This window comes from Anabaena azotica FACHB-119, assembly GCF_014697625.1.
Taxonomy (GTDB): Bacteria; Cyanobacteriota; Cyanobacteriia; order Cyanobacteriales; family Nostocaceae; genus Trichormus; species Trichormus azoticus_A.
Genome location: NZ_JACJSG010000014.1, coordinates 71500 through 91882, shown reverse-complemented (window position 1 = coordinate 91882; position 20383 = coordinate 71500). Strand labels below are relative to the sequence as shown.

Genomic DNA, 20383 nt, shown 5'->3' with positions numbered 1-20383 from the left:
GGCTGGTATCACTAAGCTCATCATTAATCATAGTGAATATTTGTCAACCGGTCTGTAATCTCATGTTTGACTGGTGATTTTTTATTAGGACTGCCTTTTCCGTATTTTCAATAAAATTAAGGCTTTTGTGATATGTTTATTATACAGATGCTTTCATCATATATTAGTCAGAACTACTCAAGATGAAAAACCACTTATCTTTGCAGCTTTTAACTAGCGGTTTAATTGCTCTCAGTAGTATTGCCAGCATTAATCCACCCAGCCTAGCCGAACAAAAAACCTACTTTTGTGATGTAGATAAGGGTGTTTGGACTACATTTGCCAGAAACTACAATAACCAAAAAATTCCTGTGATTCGCTGGGTCAGAGCTTTAGGCAATTACACTGCCAAAGAACGCTGTCAAGCAGTATCTACAAGATTCCAAAGCGCCTATGAAAGTGGCATTTTAAACTACCTTACCTCCGGCATTTCTGGCAGACAAGCAGTAATATGTGCCGCCAGTCAATACGGTGGCCCTTGTAGTCAATTATTATTCACCCTCAAGTCTTCACAAGATGCCAGTTCAGTGCTGCAAAGTCTTGTAGAAATTGGTTACAAAGCTCGTGGGCCTATCCTGCAATCAGAAGATGCTTCTGGACAAATATACATTGACATGAGCGCAATAGTAAACAGCAAAACACCAGAAGGTAACTAATAGCAATTCCCAATTCACACAATCAGATAATCATCCAGGTTTTGGCGCTGGTCTTTTGTACTTATATTTTGGTAAAGAAAATTGCAGATTGCTATACTAGCCTAGTGCCGATTAAGTATGTTTCTTATAGATATTTGCAAGTTTTAAAAGCAACATGAAACAAAAATTAATCAATACTTGCTCATTGGCTCTACTTGCCTGGATGGGCGCAATTTTGATGTTGCCAATACAAACTGTTGAACAGCCTTTTTTTTCCGCGAAAGCATCGGCTCAACAGTCAAATCTTCAGCTATCTGAAGAGCAACTTAATCGGCTGGCTAAATCAATCACTGTCAAAATTTTGTCAGGAGACAATAGCGGCTCTGGGTTCTTATTAAAAAGAAGTAATCAAGTTTATACTGTCGTTACAAACAGCCATGTTTTAGCATCGGGATCTGCTATTAAAATCCAGACGGAAGATGGAAAAATTTACCCAGCCAGTGTAGTGAAGGGAGTTAACCTGCAAGGCAAAGATTTAGCTTTATTGCAATTCCGTGCTAACGTCAATTATCAAGTAGCTCCTTTGGGAAATTTGGCAACAGTAGCAGTTAATGAACCAATATATGCAGCCGGATTTCCCTTTGAAAATAAGTCACCTCAATCCCAGGGGTTTGTATTTAAAAAAGGAAAAGTTCTGTTAATACAGGAGCGAGCCTTTAAGGAAGGCTACCAGATAGGGTACAGTAATGATATTGAAAAGGGCATGAGCGGCGGCCCCATACTCAATGGTCGGGGGCAAGTAATAGGGATTAATGGTATCCATGCCTATCCCCTGTGGGGCAATCCTTACGTCTATGAGGATGGTTCTCGACCAACAGCAGCGCTACAAGATTTAATGAGCCGTTATAGTTGGGGGATTCCGATTCAAACTCTAGCACGTTTGGCTCCTGAATATGCTGCCAAAGAATCCCAACCAGCAGCTAACACAGCCTCAAAACCCAGACTACCCCCCATCGCCAACGAAGTCAACAACATTGCCCAAGAAATTACAGTACGTATAGATGTGCCGACTTTACGCGAGTGTAGCGGGTCAGGGGTAATTGTTGGCAAACAGGGAAATACTTACACAGTCCTGACGGCGGAACACGTTGTCAGGAGTTCGAGAAAATGCGATCGCAGCCTTTTAGAAGTAATTACCCCTGATGGTAAGCAGCATCAAATCAGGGTGAATGAGCAAAACCTAAAAACTGTAACAGATGCAGACTTAGCCATATTGCAGTTTACCAGCAATCAAAACTACCGTGTGGCAACCCTAGCTAACTACGACATAGTTAAAGATAAAAACTACATTTTTGTTTCTGGGTGGTTGGGGCTTCAACCTGGACGTAGAGAAACACAACGTCAGTTTACCGCAGGGAATGTGGTATCAAAACAAATAGGTTCTCTTATTGCCAAGAACTCTTTGTCACTCAGTTATGGTTATGGGTTAGTCTATACGAACCTCACCTATCAAGGTATGAGTGGCGGCCCCATATTGGATATCCGTGGGCGCGTTATTGGTATTCATGGAAAATCAGAACTGGAAGAAATTACAGATAAAACTGGTCAACTTCGTTTAATCTCATTGGGTGTTAGTTATGGTGTTCCCATCAGCAGCTTTGTGCGTTGGTCACAGTCGGTTGGGATGGCTTCTATCTTCAAAGTAGAGAATAATCAACCACCGAAACTGACAATAGAAGAAACAAAACCAATTCTAGAAGCTTTATTTCAGGTAGAGAAACCCAAAGATACTGCTGATGCTATTGATTGGCTTAACTATGGCTGGGAACTAGCACGCAACACCCCAGAATCACTGGGTGAAAAGCAAGCAAAAGAAGCACTCAGGGCTATTGACAAAGCAATTCAGCTAGACCCTAACTTTTATCAAGCTTGGTATCTGCGGGGGTTCGTTCAACTCATTCTTGAGGAAAATAATGTAGCAGCGCTGAAGTCTTTTGAGCAAGCCACGCAAATTGAGCCAAAATTTGCTCCTGCTTGGCGTTTACGTGGGCTGACACTTGTCAATTTAGAGAAATTGCCAGAAGCATTACAATCTTTTGAGCAATTAGTAAAATTAGACCCCAATGATACCAGCGCTGAGATATTTCGGATTATCCTCTTATTACAAGCAGAACGTTGGCAAGAAGCTTTAGAAGTATCAAACCGAGTCTTACAAAAGACTCCTAGTTCTTGGGCTTACTTCGCTAGGGGTGGAGTCCGTATTGCTACGGGAGACATCAAAGGAGCGATGGCTGATTTAAACCAAGCAATTAGCCTCAACCCAGAATACATCGAAGAAGCGGCTTATTTACTGCGAGGGGGACTCCGCGCTCAACAAGGAGACCTGAAAGGGGCGCTAGCTGACTACAATGAAGCTGTGCGTGTTAACCCTGAAAATGCTGAGAATTTTAAAAACCGCTCCGCAGTTCGCTCTCAGATGCAAGACTATAAAGGGGCTTTAGCCGATTTAAACGAAGCTCTGCGACTCAAACCTGAAGATGTTGACGCTTACTACCGCCGAGGACAAGCACGCGCTCAACTCAAAGATTATCAAGGGGCAGTAGATGACTATAACAAGGTATTGATTTATATAGAAAAAGCAGGTATTGGTGTGAAAACAGAAATAAATCCCCAAACTAAAATACCAACCATCACTCAAGTAGTGCAAAATTCTCCTGCTCAAAAAGGAGGAGTACAGGCTGGAGACCAAATCTTAGCAGTTGATGGTCAATCAACAGCAAATATGAGTTTAGAACAGTTCACGAAACTAATTCGGGGTCAGGAAGGTACTCAAGTCACCCTGCAAATTAATCGTACTGGTAACAACACCTTAAACACTACCCTTACAAGGGCGAAAATTGCACCTGACAAAGAATTTGCTGATATTTACTACCATCGTGGTCTTGCTCGTATCCAAGTAAAAGATAATCAAGGAGCGCGACAGGATTTTCAAACAGCCGCAGCCCTTTATCAGCAACAAGGTAAAGCAGATGACTACCAAAAAGTCATGGCACAAATTAGACAGCTTCAGTAGTGGGGTGTTGACGGTTGACGGTTGACGGTTAATTATCTAGGTTAAGATCAGACTCCTGTATGGTTGTGGTGGCTTTAGGGCATCGCAACCATAATTGTCTTAAATCTGTACCATGTATTTTATTTGCTAATATATGGTACAATTATACTACTCATGCAGAAATCAATGCTCGTTCCGGTCAGGCGACAGTTTTGGACAGCATTTCCAAAATGCTGTCCAAAACTGTCGCTTGGCTTTTATGCTAAAACTGGTTTTAATTAGAGAGTTTATTTATGATGAGAGATAAATAATTTGGTAACTACAAGAAAAAGCCAACTATTAAATATTAATTATTGATTGGCATTACTCCAAAAATATGTGACCTGACCTAATAGTCATCATCAACTGCATACACAAAGACTGATGAGCATGGAAAGGAAAAAGGGAAAGGTCAAACAGCGCTTGATCTGCATAAGTGGCTATTACATCCGCTTTCGGAGGGACAAAAGCCAAAGGCAACAAATTCTCCCCTTTCCCCTTACCCCTTTCCCCCTCTTCTTCCCCAACCCCCAACCCATCAGGAGGATTTAATGAACAGTTGCGTTTTAATGGCAGAAATCATTCAAGAACCCCAACTGCGCTATACATCAGATAACTTAGCAGTTACAGAAATGTTAGTGCAGTTTCCTAATTCCACCAAACCAGAAGACCCCCCAGCAACCTTAAAAGTTGTGGGATGGGGGAATTTAGCGACAGAAATTCAGCAAAACTATCATCAAGGCGATCGCGTCATCATTGCTGGACGTTTAGGCATGAATACCATCGAGCGTCCAGAAGGATTTAAAGAAAAACGTGCTGAATTAACAGTACAGCAAATTCAGTCAGTTGGCGCTAACTTCACCCCATCAGTAGCCAGAACACCAGCCCCCACAGAAACCCCCTCTCGTCCACCATCCCCGGCTGTGACTATCCCACAAAACGAAGTTCCTACCTACGAGTCACCACGTCCAGCACCTACCCCAGCCACCAGTACAGTTAGTGTTGCACCACCAGTAACTAACTACGAACCCGCACCGAAAACTAACTATCCACCAGTAGAAGAACCAGACCCGGACGACATTCCATTTTAGGGAAGTAGGTTTGTCAGTTAACAGTTATCAGTGAACAGTTATCAATTTTTGTTAACTGATAACTGTTAACTGTTAACTGAATTAATTCCCCAATTCCTCCAACTACTGCTAAAATCCAAATAATTTTTACTAACGATTATAATTAACTCCTATGAAAGAAACCGTCCTAGAGGTTAGTAACCTGCAAGTTGAATTTTCCAGTGATGGTTATACGGTTAAAGCCGTCGATGGGGTTGCTTTTCAGCTAAATAGAGGTGAAACTCTAGGAATAGTAGGTGAATCTGGGAGTGGTAAATCAGTCACCTCATTGGCGGTGATGGGTTTATTGCAGCATCCAGGGAGAATTAGCGGTGGGGAAATTTGGTTTCATCAACAAGCCAATGCTAACCCTATCAATTTAGCGGCGTTATCTTCAGAAGAAATGCAGCTATATCGGGGTGGCGATATCGCCATGATTTTCCAAGAACCGATGAGTTCACTTAACCCAGTTTATACGATTGGGTTTCAACTAACAGAAGCCATTCTCCGCCATCAGAATGTGAGTTTAACCGAAGCTAAAAGACTGGCGATCGCGCTTTTACAAGAAGTTAAACTTTTACCTAGCGATGAGCAAATCAAACAACAATATAGCGAAACTTGGTTGCAAACCAACCCCAACTCCCCCCTTGATGAGTATAAGGTAGCTCAGTTAGTAAAGCAGCATAAAGAATCAATGCTTGAACGCTACCCCCACCAACTATCAGGGGGACAATTGCAAAGGGTGATGATTGCAATGGCAATTTCCTGTAACCCCTTAGTATTAATTGCCGATGAACCGACCACAGCCTTAGATGTGACCGTACAAGCCACAATTATCGATTTGTTGCGAGAATTGCAACAAAGTCGAGAAATGGCGTTAATTTTTATTACCCATGACTTGGGTTTAATCTCGGAAATTGCCGACCAAGTAGCGGTAATGTACAAAGGTAAATTCGTCGAATACGGTGCAGTCGCCCAAATTTTCCATAATCCTCAACATCCCTATACTAAAGGCTTGGTAGCTTGTCGCCCCACCCTCAACCACCGTCCCCACAAACTACTCACCGTTTCTGACTACATGACGGTGGAAGAAACACCAAGTGGACAATTAATTATTCAAGCCAAAGAACCTGCACCACCCCCAGAAATTACCTTTGAAGAAATCTCCGCCAGATTAGAAAGTCTGCAAGCAAAGCCACCTCTATTACAAATTCGCAACTTGAAAGTGGGTTTCCCGGTCAAGGCTTGGTTTGGGAGGACAAAACGCTATTTAATGGCGGTTGACGATGTTTCCTTTGATGTCAAACCAGGAGAAACTGTAGGCTTAGTAGGAGAGTCTGGTTGCGGTAAAACCACCCTGGGTAGAACTTTGTTGCGGTTAATCGAACCAATGAGTGGTCAAATTATCTTTGATGGACGAGATATTACCAATCTCAAAGGCGAACCGTTGCAAAAACTGCGGCGGGAAATGCAAATAGTTTTTCAAAATCCCTTTAGTTCCCTTGACCCCCGGATGAAGGTTGGGGATGCAGTCATGGAACCGTTATTAATTCACTCGGTAGGTAAAACAACAAGACAACGACGCGAACGAGTAGCGGAACTTTTAGAACGGGTAGGTTTGAGTGCAGATGCAATGAACCGTTACCCGCATCAATTTTCTGGCGGTCAACGTCAACGCATATGTATTGCGCGTTCCTTGGCTTTAAACCCCAAGTTTATCATCTGTGATGAATCCGTTTCCGCCTTGGATGTATCAGTACAGGCGCAAGTGTTGAATTTACTTAAAGAATTGCAGGACGAATTTCAACTAACTTATATATTTATCTCCCATGACCTAAGCGTCGTTAAATTTATGAGCGATCGCATTTTAGTCATGAATCGTGGTCAAATAGTTGAACAAGGCACAGCCGAAAGCATCTACCGCGAACCTAAACAAGCCTACACCCAAAAATTAATCGCCTCCATCCCCACAGGTAGCCCTGAACGAGTTCGCAACCACCATCTCAAAACTTCTTAAGGTAATTCCAGATCAAAAAATATCCAAAATGTAGGGTGCGTCAGTACGAAAAATCCTAACTACACCAAGGAAACATTCATACTGACGCACCCTACTGTCTACGGCTAGATATAGAGTATAAAAAATCTATTTACCAAAATGGTAAATAATTAATTGATATAATATGTTCTCTGAACATAACAAATTTGTTTACCGAAATGGTAAACTTGTATTAGTCTAGTAACGCATGGAAATTACTTTCGCAGGCAGCAAACTGCAAAAACTATGCGAGGAAAAAAACCTAGCGCAAAAAGAATTGGGTGCAAACTGCGCCAAGAAATTGAAAGCTCGATTGGCGGATCTTGCTGCTGTTAGTTGTGTCGCGGAATTAACTGCTGGTTGTCCCCATCAATTAAAAGGAGATCGAGCAGGTCAATACGCATTAGATATAGATCAGAGTAAAGCAGGAAGAGGACGAGGTGGTAAAAGACTTGTATTTGAACCTGATCATGACCCTGTTCCCTTGAGACAGGATGGAAGCATCGATTGGTCAAAAGTTACAGCTGTTTGTATTGTTTTCATTGGAGATTACCATGACTAAGACAACCCGACCCTTTACTCCAGATTGGGTTTCTCCCCCTGGTGATACCATCGCTGATATATTAGAAGAACGTGATTGGACACAAGCAGAATTAGCAGAGCGTCTAGGTTACACTACAAAACACATCAGCCTGCTGATTAACGGCAAAGCACCTGTCAATGAAGAAACAGCCCTGAAGCTAGAACGAGTTCTGGGGAGTACAGCAGCATTTTGGCTCAAGCGTGAAGCTCAATATCGCGCAGATATGGCACGCATAGAAGAGGAAAACCGCTTAAAGGAGTGGACATCTTGGTTAGATGAGCTACCAGTCAAAGAATTGATGAACCAAGGAGTAATTCCCAAATGCAATTTAATTCCCAAGAATAAACCAGGAGTAGTAAAAAGTTTATTACATTTTTTCGGTGTGGCTTCGCCGGAAAAGTGGCGAAGTTGTTATGCAGATAGGGAGATTTACTTTCGTCGCACCCGCGAAGAACAAAGTGATGTTGGTGCTATTTCTGCTTGGTTAAGGTTGGGTGAGATAGAAGCAGAAAAATTAGACTGTCCCAAATACAGTAAACCAAAGTTTGAAAAAGCGGTGCAAGAAATTCGCTCTTTAACAGTGCTACCACAACAGGAATTTAAACCACAGATGCAACAGTTGTGCCGGGAAGCGGGGGTGGTGCTGGTTTTAGTACCCTCAATTAAGAGAGCGCACGTTAATGGTGTAGCTCGATGGTTAAATCCCCATAAACCACTAATTCAACTCTCGTTATACGGTAAAACTAATGACCGCTTCTGGTTTAATTTCTTCCATGAAGCAGCACATATCTTACTTCATGATAAAAAAAATATTTTTTTGGATCAATGGGATAGTGGGGAAAGTTTGGTATCTGAGCCGGAACGGGAAGCTGATGAATGGGCGCGGGAATTTTTGATACCACCTGAATATGAAGGAGAATTAGCGCAACTTCAATCGAAAAATGATGTGATTGATTTTGCCGAGCGTATAGGCATCCATCGTGGTATTGTTGTAGGTCGGTTGCAACATGATGACTTAATTCGGCGTGATTGGATGAATGATTTGAAGCAGAGTTTGTGTTTATAAATGCTGTCAGCTAAAATTCATCAAAGATTTACGAATTTATACGGTTTATAATTTTTTGTCCGTTGGCTTAGTTGTCAAAAATACACCATATTAAAACTAGATAGAATACTGGTATTTATTTTTGAGGCTAGGCAATGAGCGTGAGAGTTCCCTTTGTCGATTTGCATTTACAACATCAGCCAATCGAGACTCAGATACAACAAGCAATTGGGAAAGTATTACAACAGGGAGATTTTATTTTAGGTAAAGCAGTGGCAGAGTTTGAAGCAGCTTTTGCAGCAGCTTCAGGGGTGGGGTATGGTGTGGGTGTGGCTTCTGGTACTGATGCGATCGCCTTGGGTTTAAAAGCCTGTAACATAGGCCCTGGGGATGAAGTCATCTTACCCGCTAACACCTTTGTCGCCACATTGATTGGTGTTCTGCAAGTTGGTGCTAAACCCATTCTCGTAGATTGCGACCCACAAACAGCATTAATCGACTTAGAAGCAGCAGCCAAAGCAGTCACCGCCAAAACCAAAGCCATTATCCCTGTGCATCTGTATGGGCAGATGGTATCACCCCAGCAGCTATTAGATTTTGCTCAAACCCACAAGGTATTAATTTTTGAAGACGCAGCCCAGGCGCACCTAGCCCAGAGGGAAGGATACAAAGCTGGTTCTGTAGGGACAGCCGCCGCCTTTAGCTTTTACCCCAGCAAGAATTTAGGTGCATTGGGTGATGGGGGCATATTACTCACCAGTGATGCAGATATCGCGAAGAAAGTTACCAGCATCCGCAATTATGGTTCATCCCAGAAGTACGTACATGTGGAACTGGGGACAAATAGCCGCTTAGATACATTACAAGCAGCAGTATTACTAGAAAAATTACCTCATTTACCCCAATGGAATAGCGATCGCCACAGCATAGCCCAAACATACGATCTAGAATTAGCACCATTAGCATCAGCAGGCATCATCCCCATGCAAAACCACAGTGGAGAGGGTCATGTTTATCATCTCTACGTGATTAAGATAGATGATTCCTGTCCCGTAGAACGCCAGTATATCCAAGAACAACTATCAGCAGTAGGCATTCAAACAGGCATTCACTACCCAATTCCTTGTCACCTACAACCAGCATTTACCAACTTAGGCTATAAAGCAGGTGATTTTCCCCAATCAGAAAAACTAGCCAAGCAAATATTGTCCTTACCTATGTTTCCTGGTTTAAGCCAAAGCCAGATTAGGGAAGTTGTCGCAGCCATAGCCACAGCAGTAGGAGATTTCACAGAAAAACCAGCATCCCTTACTCAGGAAACTAAGGTAGCATAAATTTTAGTCCAGAGTTTCTCCAAAACCTCCAATTTGCAACCCTATTTTTTGAATTGCTTACGCTTATGGCACTCCAGCAACAAATTAGAACCCGAAACACAGAGCAATTACTGGGCATAGGTATTTTAGGTATTTTGGCGCTGCTGTACGCTCCTGTCCTACTACATTGGTTAAATGGTTGGCTGTATAAAACCATCAGTACAGAACATGAGTATTTCAGTCATGGCATCATTGGTATCCCATTTGCCGCTTATCTGATTTGGGGGAACCGCAAAAAGTGGCAACGCCTACCCAATAAAACCCATCCCTTGGGAGCAACATTACTTGTAATTGGGGCAATATTTTATTTAACAGGTGTTACCGAATGGGTCAATCTTTCCCTGCCTGCAATTTTGGCAGGCTTGTGCTTGTGGTTTAAGGGTGTTCCGGGGCTAAAATTACAAGGCTTCCCCTTACTGCTGATATTTTTAGCTACTCCAACAGCAGTACCTTACCTGATAGCACCTTATACTTTTCCTTTACAGAGTTTCATCGCAGGTACAGCCGGCTTCATTCTCAATCAATTCGGGATGAATGCAGTAGTAGATGGGATTAATATTTACGTATCTGGGAGAATTGTGGAAGTTGCTCCCTATTGTGCCGGTTTAAAAATGTTATTTACAACCATCTATGTTTGTTTGATGCTGCTTTATTGGACAGATAATTTATCCTCACGCCGCATCACTGGATGGTTTTTATCAACGGCTGTTGTAATTAGCGTAATTGCGAATATCATTCGTAACACAATACTCAGCTTCTTTCATGGTACTGGTCAAGAAGCCGCCTTTAAGTGGCTACATGATAGTTGGGGTGGCGACCTCTACTCGGCATTAATGCTGCTGTCTTTAATACCCGTCTTGAATTGGATGAGTGATTACTTTAGTGAACCGCTAGAAACTGAACTTGAGCCAGAAAACCAAATACTACCGCCAGAAATTACTGATTAAACTCCAGTTTTTCACAAAAATAAAGTCTGAGTATGGATTTTTCTGCTCAGACTTTTTATAAACCAGAAGATTTTTTACACAAACAAAAACCGCTAAATAGATTATATTAGCGGCTTTCCACTTTCCAGTATTTTGTTTCTTCGTGCGATTTCATTTTCTGGTAAATGCTGGGTTACGTAAACTAAGCTACCTCTAAAAAGTCTCTATCTGATAAATTTACCGGAAAAAATACAGCAGGCGAAACTTTAAAGAACTCTGCCAGCTTTTGGATATGCTCAACAGTTAATTTACGCTTGCCCTTTAGCACATCAGAAACAATTGATTCAGTTTTAAAAATAGGAACTAAATCTTTTTGTTTGAGATTTAGTTCAGCAATTAAAACTTTGAGAAGTTCTACCCCATAAATATCTGGCACTAATTCTTGTTGTTCTTCGTATTCATGAATTAACATTCCCAGTAAATTGAGATAGTCTTCTTCTTCCTCTGTTAACTCTCCTTTGTCCAATAGATTATCGACAACTGCCTGCGTTTTTTCAAAATCATCTTCAGATTTTATGGGACGCGGCGGGAAAGAGTTAAGCAATTCTATGTAACTAGTATTGCGGTATGGCATTTCATCATTATGGTATTACTTACTTAATTATTAGAACTAAGATTGCCAAGCAACTGGCAATCTTCGCTCCACTTGGTTAATAGCTTTTCTAGTTGAGATTAGCCATTAAACCATTCGTCATTTTTCCATTTATCTTGATCGTATTCTGCATGAGTTAGAAACTCACGAATATATATAGCTTTAGTTTTGTAGTTAATTTTAGTTATTAACCTATACTTATTGCCGCCAATATCAAAAATGACGAAGTTTTTAACTTGGTCGGGTGCAAAAATAGAAGTAGCTTTGACATCAGCAAAACTATTCCAAGTTTGCATTTTTACCAGCTTCTTCCAGGCTTGTATGCCAGGTTCGGCTTCGGGGTACTGTTCACAAGCTTGTTTGAGTCTTGTTTCAGAAATAATACGCATATATTTGGGCTTTCCCTTTTTGGGATAAATTTAGACATATTCGATCTCCTGTTGAGTAGACAAATTTACTTTTAATACTTTTGATATCATGTCCGGCTAATTACTTATGATATGGTTGCTAGGGTCGGTAATGGGTAATTGGGAGAAAACAATTACCCATTACCAATTACCGATCCTGACGATATGATAAGTATTTAAGCGGACATGATATCAAAGGCATTAAAAATAATCTTAGCAAAATGCGAAGTTGGCTGCAAGTACTAGCCCATAAGTATTTCTACTTTTAGACCTTAATTATTATCTCCTTCACTTCCACCAATCATCCCCATATAACACCAGCCGTCTGGGTGAAAGCGAAAACACCAACCCTTACGCCTTCGCCAGTGATGATAAAGCCTAGCCAATAACATCACAACAATGAATGTCGCCTAACAGGCAAAGTACAATATCCAGATTGTTGAGCTATTGTAAAGTAATAATTTCAGATTTAAGCAATGCTCACACCAATAGTTCGATTGTGGCGCTGCACTGCCCACCCTACTGGCGTGGCAAGGCTAAAATGTGGCAATAGGTTTAAATAAAAAACCGCCGATGAACGCCGATGAACGCCGATAAAACGGATTTTTTATTGCACTATTTTAGTCCGGTCACGCCACTACTGGCGTGACCGGGCTAAAATGTTGCAAAAAATTTTCTTGTGGTGTAGGCATCTTGCCTGCACTGGACGGGCAAGATGCCCATCCCACAAGAGTTTTCTAATGCACAAATTTAGTCTAGACATTCCACTACTAGCGTGACCGGGCTAAAATGTGGCAATAGATTTGGGAAAAATTGAACGCAGATGAACGCAGATGAACGCAGATGAACAAGATAATAGATTGTTGGCTAATGCACAAAATTAGTCCGGTCGCGCCACTACGTTAATTTCCACAAGCAGGGGCAGAAAAAATTTACCAACAATTCATATACCTAGACGGATTGAATAAATTTGCTATGTAAATTCTATTGTATAACCTTAGTTAGACTGAAGGTTTTACTGAACATACAGGGTCATTTTTTCGAGTAAAATCTTGCGTAAATATAGCAATTTTACTAATGGTTCCCTTATCTAAATTTCTCAACCACAAGCATCTGACTACTTTAGCAGTGCTGATGTTATTCCTACTACTATTAACAGTGGGTGCAGTACCTGGATATTTAAGCGGACGCTGGCAGTGGAAACAACCACCACCTATTGCCACCCTCAAGGAATTGAGAGAAATACGTAGTCGAGGTATAAGTATAGCTGGTTGGCAAACTACTGAGCAAGGAGAACAAGCTATTGGTCAGCACAAATGGTTTTTGCAGGTTCTCAAGCAAGAAGGCTCAAAAAATCCCGCCTTATTACTCTTATTGCCGCAAAATAGCTCAAAGAGTCAACCGGAAGTAGAGTGGACTGATGTGAGTGGTTGGGGAAAATTGCGCTGGGGTAAATGGGACGTAGCACAATTCCGTTCGGCTCAATTCAGTGTCAAGCAACCAGGGAATTCAGGAGAAAATGGCATTCAGGTAGAAGCTGAATTCTTTCGTGCTTCGACAAATGAGCAAACTTTTGCCGTTTTGCAATGGTACGCCTTACCACATGGTGGTTACTCCTCGCCTGTACGCTGGTTTATAGCAGATCAAATCGCACAATTACATCAAAGTCGCGCTCCGTGGGTAGCTGTCAGCATTCTCATCCCTATAGAACCTCTAGGTGATGTGGAAACTACTTGGCCATTAGCCCAGTCTCTTGGGGAAACAGTACAATCCACATTGATGGCGAAGGCTCTAAAAATTAGTTCATTATGACAACGACTCCTTGCGGTATATTCAAAAGTCAACAGTGTTAACAGTTTTCCGTGATCATATGCGTGCATTCAACGCCCTATCCCTAGTAAGTTTACAAGTAGGGTTTGTCTTAGCTACAACCTTTCAAGGTGCGATCGCTCAAACACCTTCGTCTGGGCAAATATTTCCTCAACCCTTACCAGAAACAGAATCTGTAACCCAACCCAGTAACCAAACTTCTCCCCAATTCACCCGTTACTTACTTGGAACTGGTGATGTAATTAACGTCACCTTTCAGCGTCCTCCTGGGCCTTATCGCTTGGGGCCTGGTGATGCTATTAGTGTCTCTGTACAACGCTTTCCAGATTTGAGCTTTCAAGCTGCAATTAATCCCGAAGGAAACATCATCGTTCCCCTATTGGAAACAGTTCCCCTACAAGGTCTAACTTTGTTGGAAGCGCAAGAGAAAATTCGCACATTGCTGAATCGCTTTGTGATTAACCCTATAGTAGTTTTATCTTTGAGTTCACAACGTCCAGATACAAGTTTTCCAGCCCAAGTTAATGCAGAGGGTAATGTTGTAGTTCCCCAAGTGGGAGTTGTGTCTGTACAAGGCTTGAGTTTGGAGGAAGCACAAGAAAAAATCCGTTTGAGTTTGAGTAAGATTTTAACTGATCCGCTTCTGGCTGTTACCCTAGCCAGTCCTCGTCCAGTGCAAGTGAATATTAGTGGGGAAGTTTTCCGCCCCGGTATTTATAATTTGAATCCATCACTACCCAGAATTGGTGAGGCTTTGTTGGTAGCGGGTGGTTCTACCATAAGCGCAGATTTGCGTCAAGTGCAAGTTCGTCGCAGGTTAGTAGATGGTTCCACTATTTCCCAAACTGTTGACTTGTATGCGGCATTGCAAAATGATGGCTCAATACCTAGCTTACGGTTGCAGGATGGCGATTCATTGATTATTCCTCGCCGTGAAGTCGGCGCAGATGAAGGTTATGACCGCAATTTAGTGGCGCGTTCCACTTTGGCAACACCACAAATTAGAGTCCGGGTGTTAAACTACGCTGCGGGTGGTCTGGTGACTCAAACACTGCCGAATGGTAGCACGTTTGTGGATGCACTAGGGGGAATTAACCTGGATACTGCTAACGTGAGAAATATCGCTTTAGTGCGGTTTGACCCTGAACGCGGTAGGGCGGTAACACAAAGACTAGATGGAAAAAGAGCTTTGGAAGGTGATGCTGCTCAAAATGTGCCATTACAAGATAATGATGTGATTGTCGTTGGACGAAACTTGATTGGTAGGATTACAAACTTCCTCAGTAATATTACGCAACCATTCTTTAATGTCCGCTCATTTCTCAACTTTTTTGAAAGCTTTGGTGGTGGGAACTAGGGATACTTTTATTACCTGCGATCGCCAGACTGCTAACCTCAAAAAATAAAGAATCAAGTCATCTAGGTGGCTAATGAATCATAAATGATGAATAATAGCTAGTAAATATCACAACAACTTTCCCTTGACCACATAAATTTTCATTATTTTTATATGCCTGTTCTATGACCCCACCAATTGTTAAAAGCTACATAATTGCTTTTGAAAAATATAAATGGATTGGATTAGCCAGCTTTGCTTTAGTTGTAGCGGGGTCAACAGTTGTGGCGATCCAACCAGAACCAGCGCCGACATACACCGCAAGCGGTTCACTGACTTACTCTCGACCCCCAGTATCATTTTCGACTACAGGTAGTGAAATTCAACAACAAGGTCAGGAATTAAACCAGCAAGTTCTCCTATCAAATCAGGTGATCGAAGGTGTGTCAGCCAAGGTGGGAGTTCCTGCTAGAACTATTGCTGCTAATGTGGCAATTACACCACCAAAAAGAAACCCACGTACCGGAGAATTAGAATCAAATCTGATTGGTTTAGCATATAAAGATACTGATGCCAAGCGATCGCAGGAAGTATTGCAGGAACTGATGCAGGCAATGGTGAAGCTCAGTAGTGATATTAATACTGGGCGATTGAAAGCTATTATTGGCAAGATTAATGAACGCATACCGCAGGTTAGGTCTGAGCTACAAGCGGCAGAAAAAAGATTAGAACAGTATGATCGCCGCGAACGTCCAGCAATATTAGCCGCAGAAAATGGTAGTCTACTAGGTGCTGTTACCAATAGTCAAAATCAGCAACGGACAATTCGCCAAACAATTACGGGGATTGAGGCGCAAATTGCCAGCCTACAAGATAAATTAGGCTTAAATGTCAGCCAATCTTATGTCGCTTCGGCTTTAAGTGCTGATCCGATCATTGCCAACTTGCGATCGCAAATCTATCAAACAGAATCACAAATCGCCCTACTGCGGAAAGATTTGCGACCAGAACACCCAAATATGGTTCAGTTGCAGCGTCAAAAACAAGCATCTGAAGAATTACTCCAACAACGGGCGGCGGAAGTAATTGGTGGCGGTGGTACTACAGCCCCCTTGGCGGAAAGTGTGACTGGTATCCGCACCCAAAGCAGTCTCGATCCAGCCAGACAGCAGCTAGCTAACCAAATGGTGGCTTTGCAAACTCAAAAAGAAACGCTGCAACAACAATTATTACAACAAATCCGCGACGAACAACGATTGCGGCAAGAATATTCTCAAATACCAAACAAACAATTAGAGCGATCGCGTTTAGAACAGGAAGTCGGACTCAAAAAAGCAGTTTACGATCAAATGCAAGCCAAGCTCACCGACGCTCAAACCGCCGAAGCCGAAACGGTGAGCAGCTTTAGCATCGCTCAAACCCCCGTCGTCGGCACTGATCTCAAGAAACCAAAAAGTGTACCTTTAACTTTGGCGGTAGGTGGTTTCTTAGGATTGATAGTCGGTGGTGGGGTAATATTCTTGTTGGGTACTTTGGAAGGCACACTCCGCACCAGAGAAGCCATCAAAGACAGCCTCAAACAACGGGAAGTGGCAATGCTGGGAGAAGTACCACTATTACCAGTGGAGGATCTACCACCAGAAGCTTTACCCGTCATTCTTTCCCCTGATTCTCTGTATTTAGAGTTTTATGAAAAAGTCCGCAGTAACTTGCAGCGCATTAGTGGCAGAAATTTAAAGGTGCTTTTGGTGACTAGTACCATGAGCCGGGAAGGGAAAACAACCACAGCTTACAACTTGGGTGTAGCCTCCGCCCGTGCTGGGAAAAGAACCTTAATCATCGAAACAGATTTGCGATCGCCCTCGCGTTGTTCATCCTTGAGAATTGCTCCTGATGAAGATGCTACTCTTGAACCCCTACGTTATTACGGCAACTTAAGTGAATGTATCCGCTTAGTTCCTGAAGTAGAAAATTTATACATCATTCCTAGCCCTGGGCCTGTGCGTCAATCTGCGGCTATTTTAGAATCAAGCGAGATGCGGCGACTCATGGAAGATGTGCGAGAAAGGTATGATTTAGTAATACTGGATACTCCTTCATTAAGTGTATCTAATGACCCTTTGCTAATTCAGCCCTACAGCGATGGTATAGTACTGGTATCAAGAGTTAACTACACACAAGAAAATATGATGGCTGAAGCCATTGATCAATTAGTAGAAGCAGAACTCGGACTACTAGGAGTGATCATCAACGGTGCTGATATTACCGTTTCCATACCACCATCGGCTGAATTTGTCGATACCACACCTGTAAATGTAAATGATGAATCAGAAATTTCTGTAGCTGTTAGTAACAATTAGGGACTGGGGACTGGGGACTGGGGACTGGGGACTGGGGACTGGGGACTGGGGAAATAACCTGATAACTGATAACTGATAACTGATAACTGATAACTGATAACTGATAACTGATAACTGATAACTGATAACTGATAACTGATAACTGATAACTGATAACTGATAACTTTGGTGAATTAATTATGGGTTTTTGGTTAAGTCTGTGTGGTGCGGTGGTAATTGTGGCGTATCTGTTGGGTTCTTTCCCCACAGGTTATATTGCTGTGAAACAACTCAAAGGTATTGATATTCGGGAGGTGGGTTCAGGTTCCACTGGCGCAACCAATGTTCTGAGAACTTTGGGTAAAGGCCCTGGAGCATTCGTTTTAGGAATAGATTGCTTAAAGGGAGTATTAGCGATCGCCTTAGTTTACTATTTATTTAACTTCGCCACTAGCCAAAACCTGATACCCGAAACAGTGGATGTGACACTGTGGCAACCTTGGTTAGTAATTTTAGCAGGTATAGCCGCCATCCTGGGACATAGTAAATCGATTTTCTTAGGCTTTACAGGTGGTAAATCTGTCGCTACCAGTTTAGGAATTTTGTTAGCCATGAATTGGCAAGTAGGTTTAGCTACCTTTGGTGTATTTGCCGTTGTAGTAGCGATATCAAGGATTGTATCACTCAGTTCCATTGCCGGAGCGATCGCAGTTTCTATTGTGATGGTATTTTTGCAGCAACCCTTACCCTACATTTTATTTGGTGTAGCTGGCGGCTTGTATGTCATCTTGCGCCACCGCACCAACATCGAACGCTTGCTTGCAGGTACAGAACCCAAAATTGGGCAAAAACTCACAACAGAGTCAGTTGACAGTTGACAGTTGACAGTTATCAGTTATCAGTTATCAGTTGTCAGTGGTTAAAGACTTCTTCCCTTCCCCTTTCCCCTTTCCCCTTTCCCCCAGTCCCCAATTCCATGAAACTACCAGAATTAGATACTGAAACCATAGACCGCATCATTGAAATGGCTTGGGAAGATAGAACCCCTTTTGATGCCATTGAAGCACAATTTGGACTTCTGGAGAAACAGGTAATTGCCCTGATGAAACGTGAGATGAAAGAATCAAGTTTTCGGATGTGGCGAGAACGAGTTACTCAACGTAAAACCAAGCATTTAGCTAAACGAGAATTTGTCGCGGGTAGGTTCAAATCAGATAATCAAAAAACATAATACCGTTTCTTGATGTAGCTTGTCTGGCGTAGCCATAGATGCGCGTTATTCTCACTGTAGAGATTGGTATGCCAATCTCTACATCATGTATTTGGCTCAAATTCATAAAGAATTGGTATAACTTTAAATATGAGACCAATTATCGCTACTAACGATATCTTTGGTCTGCTTGGTAATAGGTAATTGTTTTGCCCATTACCCATTACCAACCCCCATGATATGATAAGTATTTAAACAAAGATGATATGACAGTTGGAGTTTGGATATTAGGCGATCAACTTTGGGAACAACAAGCAGCATTACAAAGCTGTGATCAACAAGAAAATTTGCCTGTAATTTTTATTGAGTCAATACAACATATCCAAACTCGCCCTTATCATCAGCAAAAGCTGGTTTTATTATGGTCAGCGATGCGACATTTTGCTGAGGAATTGCGGCAAAAGAAATATGCTGTTAGCTATGAAATAGCTGAGGATTTTGCTACACCGTTACAAGCATGGGTGCAGGCAAATCAAATTACTGAATTACGGGTGATGACTCCGAGCGATCGCCCTTTCTTAAAGATAATTCAAAATTTACAAATACCTTGTAAAATTAGCTTAATTCCTAATAATCATTTTTTGTGGACTACAGAACAATTTAATAGTTGGGCTAAAAATCGTCAGCGCCTATTAATGGAAGATTTTTACCGAGAAGGTAGAAGGCGCTGGCAAATTTTAATGGCAGAAGATAAACCAGTCGGGGGACAGTGGAATTTAGATAAAGAGAACCGTCAACCACCAAAGGGTAAGTTACATACACCCCCGACACAATGGTTTGAGCCAGATAAAATTACATTAGATGTGATAGCTAAAGTTAAATCTCTTTCCGTCCCCACCTTTGGAGAAGTAGAACCATTTCGTTGGGGTGTAACAAGTCAACAAGCACTGCAAGTTTTAGATTGGTTTATTCAATATCGTTTAGCTGATTTTGGCCCCTATCAAGATGCAATGATAACAGGAGAAGAAACGATGTGGCACGCCATGATTTCTCCTTACCTCAATCTTGGTTTACTCCATCCTTTAGAAGTAATTAAAGCAGCCGAAACAGCTTATCAACAACAGCAATTACCTTTAAATAGTGTTGAGGGTTTTATTCGTCAGGTGTTGGGTTGGCGAGAATATATGCGTGGTGTTTATCACTATGTAGATGCAGAATATCCTCATAAAAATTGGTTTAATCATACCCAACCTTTACCGGAATTTTTCTGGACAGGTAAAACCAAAATGAATTGTTTACAGCAAATTTTTAGCCAATTGCAACGCACAGGATACGCCCATCATATCCAAAGATTAATGGTGTTGAGTAATTTTGCTTTAATTGCCGGAATTTCACCCCAAGAAGTAGAAAATTGGTTTCATGCCACTTTTATTGATGGTTATGATTGGGTAATGCAAACAAATGTGATTGGGATGGGTTTATTTGCTGATGGGGGAATGTTAGCATCAAAGCCTTATGGGGCATCTGCTAACTATATCAATAAGATGAGTGACTATTGCAAAAACTGCACATATAGTCATAAAGAACGAATTGGTAACAATGCTTGTCCATTTAACTTTTTCTATTGGAATTTTTTGGATAGACACCGTGAAAAGTTACAAAAACAAGGACGGATGAGCTTTATTTTAAAAAATTTAGATAAAATGTCTACGGAAGAATTACAATCTATTCGCACACAAGCACAGGATTGGCATGATAATTGTTAATTATTGT

At 41.8% G+C, this 20383-nt stretch carries 16 protein-coding genes; 14 read left to right on the top strand and 2 right to left on the bottom strand.

Annotation, left to right across the window (positions count from 1 at the left end; all coding sequences use genetic code 11):
- The first annotated feature begins 182 nt into the window (after window positions 1-182).
- From H6G83_RS12405 to crtB, 8 genes are all read left to right on the top strand, one after another.
- Window positions 183-695 carry a COP23 domain-containing protein gene (locus tag H6G83_RS12405; protein ID WP_190472096.1) on the top strand — a complete coding sequence of 171 codons (513 nt, stop codon included), beginning with the start codon at window positions 183-185 and terminating at the stop codon, window positions 693-695.
- A 154-nt stretch (window positions 696-849) separates the two neighbouring features.
- Window positions 850-3747: a serine protease gene (locus H6G83_RS12400; RefSeq protein ID WP_190472093.1), complete on the top strand. Its 2898-nt coding sequence runs from the start codon at window positions 850-852 to the stop codon at window positions 3745-3747.
- Window positions 3748-4316: 569 nt separating this feature from the next.
- Complete coding sequence (locus H6G83_RS12395) at window positions 4317-4856, top strand: single-stranded DNA-binding protein (protein ID WP_190472089.1); 540 nt, start codon at window positions 4317-4319, stop codon at window positions 4854-4856.
- 151 nt (window positions 4857-5007) lie between these two features.
- Window positions 5008-6891, top strand: coding sequence for an ABC transporter ATP-binding protein (locus tag H6G83_RS12390; RefSeq protein WP_190472086.1), 1884 nt, complete (start codon window positions 5008-5010; stop codon window positions 6889-6891).
- A gap of 226 nt (window positions 6892-7117) precedes the next feature.
- Entirely contained in the window at window positions 7118-7471 is a 354-nt protein-coding gene (locus H6G83_RS12385; protein WP_190472083.1) for a type II toxin-antitoxin system RelE/ParE family toxin, read from the top strand.
- Window positions 7464-8558, top strand: a complete 1095-nt coding sequence (locus H6G83_RS12380; protein WP_190472079.1) for a HigA family addiction module antitoxin — start codon at window positions 7464-7466, stop codon at window positions 8556-8558. Before H6G83_RS12385 ends, H6G83_RS12380 begins: the two co-directional genes overlap by 8 nt.
- A 134-nt stretch (window positions 8559-8692) precedes the next feature.
- The gene (locus H6G83_RS12375; RefSeq protein ID WP_190472076.1) at window positions 8693-9871 is read left to right on the top strand and encodes a DegT/DnrJ/EryC1/StrS family aminotransferase; all 1179 of its coding nucleotides are present in this window, start codon (window positions 8693-8695) and stop codon (window positions 9869-9871) included.
- Window positions 9872-9936: 65 nt separating this feature from the next.
- Window positions 9937-10857 carry a cyanoexosortase B gene (gene crtB, locus H6G83_RS12370; RefSeq protein ID WP_190472073.1) on the top strand — a complete coding sequence of 307 codons (921 nt, stop codon included), beginning with the start codon at window positions 9937-9939 and terminating at the stop codon, window positions 10855-10857.
- 181 nt (window positions 10858-11038) lie between these two features.
- Here crtB and H6G83_RS12365 read toward each other — a convergent pair whose 3' ends face one another.
- Both H6G83_RS12365 and H6G83_RS12360 read right to left on the bottom strand, forming a co-directional pair.
- Window positions 11039-11470 (bottom strand): helix-turn-helix domain-containing protein, encoded by a 432-nt coding sequence (locus H6G83_RS12365; RefSeq protein WP_190472070.1) that lies wholly within the window; start codon window positions 11468-11470, stop codon window positions 11039-11041.
- 98 nt (window positions 11471-11568) lie between these two features.
- Window positions 11569-11877 carry a type II toxin-antitoxin system HigB family toxin gene (locus H6G83_RS12360; protein ID WP_190472067.1) on the bottom strand — a complete coding sequence of 103 codons (309 nt, stop codon included), beginning with the start codon at window positions 11875-11877 and terminating at the stop codon, window positions 11569-11571.
- Window positions 11878-12972: 1095 nt separating this feature from the next.
- Here H6G83_RS12360 and H6G83_RS12355 point away from each other — a divergent pair.
- From H6G83_RS12355 to H6G83_RS12330, 6 genes are all read left to right on the top strand, one after another.
- Window positions 12973-13707: a cyanoexosortase B system-associated protein gene (locus tag H6G83_RS12355; protein WP_190472064.1), complete on the top strand. Its 735-nt coding sequence runs from the start codon at window positions 12973-12975 to the stop codon at window positions 13705-13707.
- A 58-nt stretch (window positions 13708-13765) separates the two neighbouring features.
- Entirely contained in the window at window positions 13766-15082 is a 1317-nt protein-coding gene (locus H6G83_RS12350) for a polysaccharide biosynthesis/export family protein (protein WP_190472061.1), read from the top strand.
- Between the two features lie 164 nt (window positions 15083-15246).
- Window positions 15247-17421, top strand: a complete 2175-nt coding sequence (locus tag H6G83_RS12345) for a GumC family protein (RefSeq protein WP_190472058.1) — start codon at window positions 15247-15249, stop codon at window positions 17419-17421.
- A gap of 179 nt (window positions 17422-17600) precedes the next feature.
- Window positions 17601-18278, top strand: a complete 678-nt coding sequence (gene plsY / locus H6G83_RS12340; protein ID WP_190472056.1) for a glycerol-3-phosphate 1-O-acyltransferase PlsY — start codon at window positions 17601-17603, stop codon at window positions 18276-18278.
- A gap of 98 nt (window positions 18279-18376) precedes the next feature.
- Window positions 18377-18631, top strand: a complete 255-nt coding sequence (locus H6G83_RS12335; RefSeq protein ID WP_190472052.1) for a TIGR03643 family protein — start codon at window positions 18377-18379, stop codon at window positions 18629-18631.
- A gap of 245 nt (window positions 18632-18876) precedes the next feature.
- A complete protein-coding gene (locus H6G83_RS12330) occupies window positions 18877-20376 on the top strand; it encodes a cryptochrome/photolyase family protein (RefSeq protein ID WP_190472049.1) in 1500 nt (499 codons plus the stop codon).
- The last annotated feature ends 7 nt before the right edge of the window (window positions 20377-20383 follow it).

Coding starts and splice junctions, on each gene's coding strand:
- H6G83_RS12390 (WP_190472086.1), top strand. CDS start 5,008: ATGAAAGAAACCGTCCTAGAGGTTAGTAACCTGCAAGTTGAATTTTCC.
- H6G83_RS12385 (WP_190472083.1), top strand. CDS start 7,118: ATGGAAATTACTTTCGCAGGCAGCAAACTGCAAAAACTATGCGAGGAA.
- H6G83_RS12360 (WP_190472067.1), bottom strand. CDS start 11,877: ATGCGTATTATTTCTGAAACAAGACTCAAACAAGCTTGTGAACAGTAC.
- H6G83_RS12350 (WP_190472061.1), top strand. CDS start 13,766: ATGCGTGCATTCAACGCCCTATCCCTAGTAAGTTTACAAGTAGGGTTT.
- H6G83_RS12345 (WP_190472058.1), top strand. CDS start 15,247: ATGACCCCACCAATTGTTAAAAGCTACATAATTGCTTTTGAAAAATAT.
- H6G83_RS12355 (WP_190472064.1), top strand. CDS start 12,973: ATGGTTCCCTTATCTAAATTTCTCAACCACAAGCATCTGACTACTTTA.
- crtB (WP_190472073.1), top strand. CDS start 9,937: ATGGCACTCCAGCAACAAATTAGAACCCGAAACACAGAGCAATTACTG.
- H6G83_RS12380 (WP_190472079.1), top strand. CDS start 7,464: ATGACTAAGACAACCCGACCCTTTACTCCAGATTGGGTTTCTCCCCCT.
- H6G83_RS12330 (WP_190472049.1), top strand. CDS start 18,877: ATGACAGTTGGAGTTTGGATATTAGGCGATCAACTTTGGGAACAACAA.
- H6G83_RS12395 (WP_190472089.1), top strand. CDS start 4,317: ATGAACAGTTGCGTTTTAATGGCAGAAATCATTCAAGAACCCCAACTG.
- H6G83_RS12335 (WP_190472052.1), top strand. CDS start 18,377: ATGAAACTACCAGAATTAGATACTGAAACCATAGACCGCATCATTGAA.
- H6G83_RS12365 (WP_190472070.1), bottom strand. CDS start 11,470: ATGCCATACCGCAATACTAGTTACATAGAATTGCTTAACTCTTTCCCG.
- H6G83_RS12375 (WP_190472076.1), top strand. CDS start 8,693: ATGAGCGTGAGAGTTCCCTTTGTCGATTTGCATTTACAACATCAGCCA.
- plsY (WP_190472056.1), top strand. CDS start 17,601: ATGGGTTTTTGGTTAAGTCTGTGTGGTGCGGTGGTAATTGTGGCGTAT.
- H6G83_RS12400 (WP_190472093.1), top strand. CDS start 850: ATGAAACAAAAATTAATCAATACTTGCTCATTGGCTCTACTTGCCTGG.
- H6G83_RS12405 (WP_190472096.1), top strand. CDS start 183: ATGAAAAACCACTTATCTTTGCAGCTTTTAACTAGCGGTTTAATTGCT.